The sequence below is a fragment of the Streptomyces sp. S6 genome (genome assembly GCF_054880855.1).
This window is the reverse complement of sequence record NZ_JBTYMC010000354.1, coordinates 1-6193: the sequence shown is the minus strand read 5'-3', so window position 1 is coordinate 6193 and position 6193 is coordinate 1. Positions and strand designations below refer to the sequence as shown.

The window sequence follows — 6193 nt, the reverse complement described above, 5'->3', positions numbered from 1 at the left end:
AGGTCGGCGCCGGGCTGCCGCTCACCCTGTGGGGCGTGCGGCGCCGGAGCGCCGGCTGGGCGGCGGTGGGGGCGCTGCTGCTGGGGCACGGGGTGTTCGGGCTGGCGTACGACGTGGGGAGACCGCGGGACTGAGGAACTGCCGGGAGACTCCGGTCGTTACGAGAGGAACAGGGCGGCGGGAACTCGGAGAGGAGGGGGTTACTCGTCGTCCTCGTCGTCCAGGCGGGCCAGCCAGGTCGCGAGACGCTCCACCGGTACCTCGAAGTCCGGGTTGAGGTCGACGAAGGTGCGGAGCTGTTCGGCGAGCCACTCGAAGGTGACTTCCTCCTCGCCGCGCCGCTTCTCCAGTTCCTCGATGCCGCGGTCGGTGAAGTACATGGATCGTGCTCCGTGGGTGGGTTCGTCGGGGTTGGGACGTGCCATCGGGGGAAAGAGCTTGATTCCCGTGTGCGGCTCGCGGACGAGCCACGGGGGCACAGGGCAAGGATAGGCCGCCGGTCCTGGCGTCGGACGGGCGGAGCCAGGGGGAACGCGGCAGCGGGGGGAGCGTCATGAGTCAGGAGACCGAGCAGGCGGGGCGGGACGTGACGCGCGTCGCACGCGTCGCGCTGCCGGACGGCACGCCCGTGTGGGCGCGGATCTCGGGGACCGGTGAGTTGCGGGCGCCTGCCGCGCCGCCGGGGCAACTGTCCTACAGCGACACCGGGTTCACCGAGCGGGTCGAGGCGGGCGTCGAGAGTCTGCACTCCCTCGTCACCGGCGTCGCCCGCTCCCTCGCGCAGCCGCTGCGCGCGGTGCGGCCCGACGAGGTCAGCGTCGAATTCGGCATCGAACTCACCGCCAAGGCCGGCAAAGTCGTCGGCCTTCTCGCGGACGGGGAGGCGAAGGCGGCGATCACCGTCACGCTCACCTGGTCCCATGGGGGGCCGCCGGACTTGGCGGAGCCCGGTCCGACGCCGGGTGGTTCTTCGGGGCGGCCGGCCGGGGGCGGGGCGCCTGGGGGCGGAGGACTTGGAGATGGGGGGCCGCAGGGTGGGGGATCGCCGGGTGGGGGTGCGCAAGGCGGTTCCTCGCAGGGGGGTTTCCGGGGGTGGCGGGCTGGTTCTGGGAGGGCTGCGGATTCTGGGAGAGGTGCGGGCTTCGGGCGGGGTGGGGATGCGGTGCGGGGTGGGGGTTCAGGGCAGAGCCGGGAGCCAGGGCAGGGGCGAGGCTCGGGGGAGGGCGTGGGTTCAGGTGGGGACGTGGATGCTGGGCGGGGTTCGGGGTCTGGTCGGGCCGTAGGTACGGGGCAGGTCAGGAACCTTGGGTGGGCCACCGACCCCGGTGGGGGCGATTCGGCGACGTCCTTGCACGGCGAGGCCCCGGCCCGCGGGAATCGTCCTCCCGCGCGGGGGCGCCGTTCGGCACCCGAGAGGGCGAACGTCCCCGTCAGGCGCGTGCGCGCCGGACGTACCGGACGGAGGCTCACGCTGGTGCCGCCCGCAGTTGTCGGGTTCAGGACGGATGTCCCTGCCGCTCGGGCGGGCACGCGCAGGCCGGGCCGGGCCGGGGAACGGGAGGCCGGGTCGGGAGACGGTGCCACGCGCGGGGGCGCGGCGGGGGCGCGGGAGCTCCCGGGGCGGGAAGTCGGCTTCGGCGAGAGCCCGGTCCGGGGAGCTGCTCCGGCGGACGACGCCGGTGCTTTCGGGGCAGCGCAGGTGCGGGGTGCCGTCCCCGAGCCGGCGTTCCGCGCGCGAGGAGCGGTTCCGGGAGTGACGTCCGCCCTCGACGGTCCCCCCGAGTCGGTGCCGACAGCACGGGTGAGGGCCGAACCGACGGGCGATGACACGCCGTCGCCGCCCCACGGCAACCACTCCCCGCACGAAGCCACCCACACCACTCCCGAACCCTCACCCGAGCCGCACGGTCCCGTTGCTGGGCTTGCGGGGCCTGTCGGGTGGGTCGGGTCTGTAGGGCCTGTCGGGTCGGGGGCGGCGTTCGGACGGCCGGGCCCTTCCGGGGCGCTCACCCCGCCGCCCGCCTCACCCGTCCCGCGCACCTCACCCGCCGAGCCAACCCCCCCGACCCCGGCGTCCTCCCCGCAGGGCCCCTCCGGGGTGGTCCCCTCGGGAGTGGTGGTGCGGGGGGCGGTGTCGGATGTGGGGTCCTCGGCCGTCCAACCTCCCGCACTCTCCGATTCCGATGCACCCCCCGGCGCTCCGGAGCACGGGGGCGGTGGGGGACAGGGCGGTGGGGGGTGGAGGTGATCGGGGGGCGCGCTGGGGGCGCGTCGAATGTGGGGGATGCCGCCCGGCGTGCACTGCGTGGGCTGGTCGTGGCGGCGACGGTGCGCATTCACCGGAGTGGGGGAGGGTATGCCCCTGACGAGGTCGACAGCTTTCTCGGGAGCGGGTTCTTCGTGGCCCCCAACTGGGTGCTGACCTGCGCGCATGTCGTCTGCGGAGGGGAGGGGGACGAGGTCGTGGTGGTCTACCGGAGCTCCCTCGACGACCGGATCGCCCCTGGGGACCGCCTTTCGTACGGCGGTCAGCTCTCCACGAGTGATCGGTATTTCCCCGGGGACCGGCACTTCCCCGGCGGCGGGTTCTCGCCCGGTGAGGGTCTGCGCGCCGTGCGCGGCAGGGTCGTCGCGACCGTCCCGGAGCGTCCCGAGCGGATGCCGGACTCGGGGAACTGGCCCGCCCCCGACCTCGCGCTGGTCCAGCTGTCCGAACCCGTGGACGACCACGAGTGCGTGTACGTCTCGGAGCGGCCCGCCGCCTACTTCGGGGAGGGGCGGGTGCTGTACGCGGGATGGACGGTCAGCGAGGGCCGCCTGCGGCTGCTCGACGGCACGCTCGCCGTCCAGGGCACGATCGGCGGCTGGTCGTCGGACGTCCAGATGCGCCTCGGGGACAACGACCTGCCGTACGGCGTCTCCGGCGGGCCGGTGATCGACCTCGCGCGCGGGGAGGTCATCGGCGTCATCAAGGCCCGCTCGGACCACCGCCCCGGCGGCACCTCCACCGGCATCGAGCAGTTGCGCGCGCTGAAGGTCCCGGCGGGGGAGATCACCGCCGAGCACGACGACCTGTACCAGACGGTGTGCCACGCGCACGACCGCTACCACCGCGACCGCCAGCGCCGTCCCTCGGCCCGCGCGCAGACCTGGACGGAGGTCCAGGGCAGGCTCGGCGCGCGTCCCGGCCGCACCCTCGACCCCGACGAGCGCGTCGAACTGCTGGGCCGCCTCGCCGACCTCCCGCCGCCCGCGAGCACGCGCGCGCTGCTCGACATCCTGGACTCCCTGCCGGACCTCCAGGGCCCCCCGCCCCCGCCGGCCCCGCGCGGCTGGCGTGACGGCCTGGGCGCGCTGTACGAGAGCGCCCGGGACGACGGCGCCCTCGAACTCGTCCTCGACTACGCGATGCGTGTCCTGTCGGCCGACCGGCCCTTCACCTCGGCCACCACGGCGGACGCCGAGGAGGCGCTGTGGGCCTGGATCCGGCAGGCGGCGGGCCATCTGGGCGCCCGCTACCGCGCGGGCCTCGCCGAACAGCGCATCGACCGGCTCCGCGACCGCGACGAACGGACCCGCCGCGAACGCCCGTCCCGCGAGAACGGCCACGCACCCGGCCCGGACACCGTCTCCGGTTCATCGCACCGGGAGGGCCCACCGCATGGGGACGGCCCACCGGACCACAACGGACCGTCGGACCAGGACACCCCCCTGCCCGGCACCCCCGCGCACAGTTCCCGCCTCCTCCCCGGCACCGGCCCCGCCGTCCTGCTCGAAATCCTGCCGCGCCCCTGGGAGCCGGACCGCTGTGACTGGACGGTCTCGGTGCTGCGTGCCGACGGCGGGGCGGACCCGCTGCCGGGGGAGGAGCGGACACGGCTCGCGGAGTTGCCGGAGCGGCTGGCCGCGCCGCTGGCGGAGGCGTTCCGGCGGTGCGACGAACCCGGGCGGCCCGCGGTGCTGCAAGTCGCGCTGCCGCACGGGCAGTTGGGGCTGGACGTCGAGACGTGGCGGCCGGTCCCGGGGGAGGAGCCGCTGGGGACGGCGCGGCCGGTGGTCGTCCGGGTCGCGGACCGCGAGCAGCTCGTGGACGACATGCGGGACGACGAAGTCGCGGACGGCGGGGAGTGGTTCGACGCGCAGGAGGAGCGCGGCGCGCGCTGGCGGTGGCTGCACTCGCACCGCGCGAAGGCCGAACTCCTGGACTGCGACGACGGGTTGGGGGTACCGGTACCGACGGTGGAGAAACTGCGCTCCCTCGCGCACGGCACCGTCCCCGTGCTGTGCCGCTACGGAGACCACCGCTACGAGAACGACGTGGCGGCGCTCGCGCGGATCGTGTACGGCGGGTACGGCGTCGCCCTGCTGCGCCGGGGACGGCCGGAGGCGGTGTGCGGGGAGTTCCACCGGGGCAGCGCCGACGAGATCGCCCGCCCGCCGAGCGCGGCACGGCTGCCGGAGGCCGTGCACCACCTCAGGGTGCGGCTGAGCCGGGGCCGTAACGAGACGTTCTGGGCGGCGGGGGTCGCGCTGCTGTACGACGATCCGCACCAACCCCTGCCGGGGACGGGCGATCTGCTGGAGGCGCCGTGACACGCTCCCTGGCCGTGACACACCCCTTACCACCGCCCCCTTGGCATCGATACCGTGAGCACGGCCGTACGCGCCGGGTGAGCCGACGAGTGAGGAGGACCGGATCATGACCGAATCCAGCGAGTGGCTCATCTACCGGGGTGCCGGTGAACCGCACGACGGCGTCGAGCGGCTGCCCGCGCCGCCGCCCTGGCGGGACTTCGCGGGGCGGGAGGCGCCGGGGGAGGGCTCCGAGGACCGCAGGCTGGGCGCGCACCGGCACCTCGCCGAGCTGCACCGGCCCGGCGCGGAGGAGCTGGAGATGATCAACGCGGCGCTGTATCTGCGGCGTCCGCTGCTGGTCACCGGGGACCCGGGGGCGGGCAAGAGCACACTCGCGCACTCCGTCGCGTACGAACTGGGCCTCGGGAGCGTGCTGCGCTGGTCCATCGTCAGCCGTTCCGCGCTCCAGGACGGGCTGTACCACTACGACGCGATCGCCCGCCTCCAGGACGTCCAGATCGCCGCGCAAGGGGGGTTCGGGGCGGCGGCGGGGGCGCCGGGGGCCGTCGAGGGGATCGGGAGCTACATCCGGCTCGGGCCGCTCGGGACGGCGCTGCTGCCGTCGGACGTGCCGAGGGTGCTGCTGATCGACGAGCTGGACAAGAGCGACATCGACCTCCCGAACGACCTGCTGAACGTCCTGGAGGAAGGGGAGTTCGCGATCCCCGAGCTGGAGCGGATCGCCGACCGGCTGCCCGACGGGGAGGCCGAGGTGCTGACGGCGGACGGGGTGAAGGTCCGCGTCAAGGACGGGCGCGTGCGGTGCAGGGAGTTCCCCTTCGTCGTCCTCACCAGCAACGGTGAACGGGACTTCCCGGCCCCCCTGATGCGCCGCTGCATCCACCTGGAGCTGGGGCGCCCCGACCACAACCGGCTCGCCACCATCGTCCGCGCGCACCTCGGTGACGAGGCGGCCCGGGTGGGCGACGATCTGATCACCCACTTCCTGGAACGCTCCCGCAGTGAACTCCTCGCCGCGGACCAGCTGTTGAATGCGATCTACCTCACCGGCGCCGCCGCCCCGCCCAGCCGGGACCGGCTCGCCGACCTCCTCATCCAGCGCCTCGACCGCCCGAGGTGACCGCCGATGCCCGACGCGACCCCCCGCCACGGCCCCGACGACACCCCCGCCGACCCCCGCCGGACGAACCAGGTTCCGGACTCGGACCCCACCCCGGGCCGCCCCGACCCCGACCGTGCCGCACATGAGGGACACCCCGCGCCAACTCCCGACTCCGGCCAGGACACCCCCTCTGCAAGCCGCCCGCAACCTCAGCCGACTCCCACCCCACCCACCCACGCCCCTACCCCGGACGAGGACCCCGGCGCCGAGCACACGCCGACTGCTGCCGCTGCCGACGGTCCGGCCGGGCCCGTTGGCCTCACGCCGGACGGTGATCCCGGCGTCGAGTACACGCCGACTGCTGCCGCTGCCGACGGTCCGGCTGGGCCCGTTGGCCTCACGCCGGACGGTGATCCCGGCGTCGAGTACACGCCGACTGCTGCCGCTGCCGACGGTCCGGCTGGGCCCGTTGGCCTCACGCCGGACGGTGATCCC

At 74.7% G+C, this 6193-nt stretch carries 3 protein-coding genes and 2 pseudogenes; 4 read left to right on the top strand and 1 reads right to left on the bottom strand.

Annotated elements, in window-relative coordinates:
* Window positions 1-200: 200 nt before the first annotated feature.
* Window positions 201-380 carry a DUF6104 family protein gene (locus ACVNF4_RS30885; RefSeq protein ID WP_003992906.1) on the bottom strand — a complete coding sequence of 60 codons (180 nt, stop codon included), beginning with the start codon at window positions 378-380 and terminating at the stop codon, window positions 201-203.
* Window positions 381-553: 173 nt separating this feature from the next.
* Between ACVNF4_RS30885 and ACVNF4_RS30880 the strand changes: the two are divergent.
* From ACVNF4_RS30880 to ACVNF4_RS30865, 4 genes and pseudogenes are all read left to right on the top strand, one after another.
* Window positions 554-1075 (top strand): annotated as a pseudogene (locus ACVNF4_RS30880) (CU044_2847 family protein); the annotation flags it as partial.
* Between the two features lie 1241 nt (window positions 1076-2316).
* Window positions 2317-4593, top strand: coding sequence for a VMAP-C domain-containing protein (locus ACVNF4_RS30875; RefSeq protein WP_461806184.1), 2277 nt, complete (start codon window positions 2317-2319; stop codon window positions 4591-4593).
* Between the two features lie 106 nt (window positions 4594-4699).
* On the top strand, window positions 4700-5716 hold the full coding sequence (locus ACVNF4_RS30870; RefSeq protein ID WP_461806183.1) for an AAA family ATPase: 1017 nt from the start codon (window positions 4700-4702) through the stop codon (window positions 5714-5716).
* Window positions 5717-5722: 6 nt separating this feature from the next.
* Window positions 5723-6193, top strand: a pseudogene (locus ACVNF4_RS30865) (hypothetical protein); the annotation flags it as partial.

Excerpts from the sequence above, each read along its gene's own strand:
- ACVNF4_RS30885 (WP_003992906.1), bottom strand. The coding sequence starts at position 380 with ATGTACTTCACCGACCGCGGCATCGAGGAACTGGAGAAGCGGCGCGGC.
- ACVNF4_RS30870 (WP_461806183.1), top strand. The coding sequence starts at position 4,700 with ATGACCGAATCCAGCGAGTGGCTCATCTACCGGGGTGCCGGTGAACCG.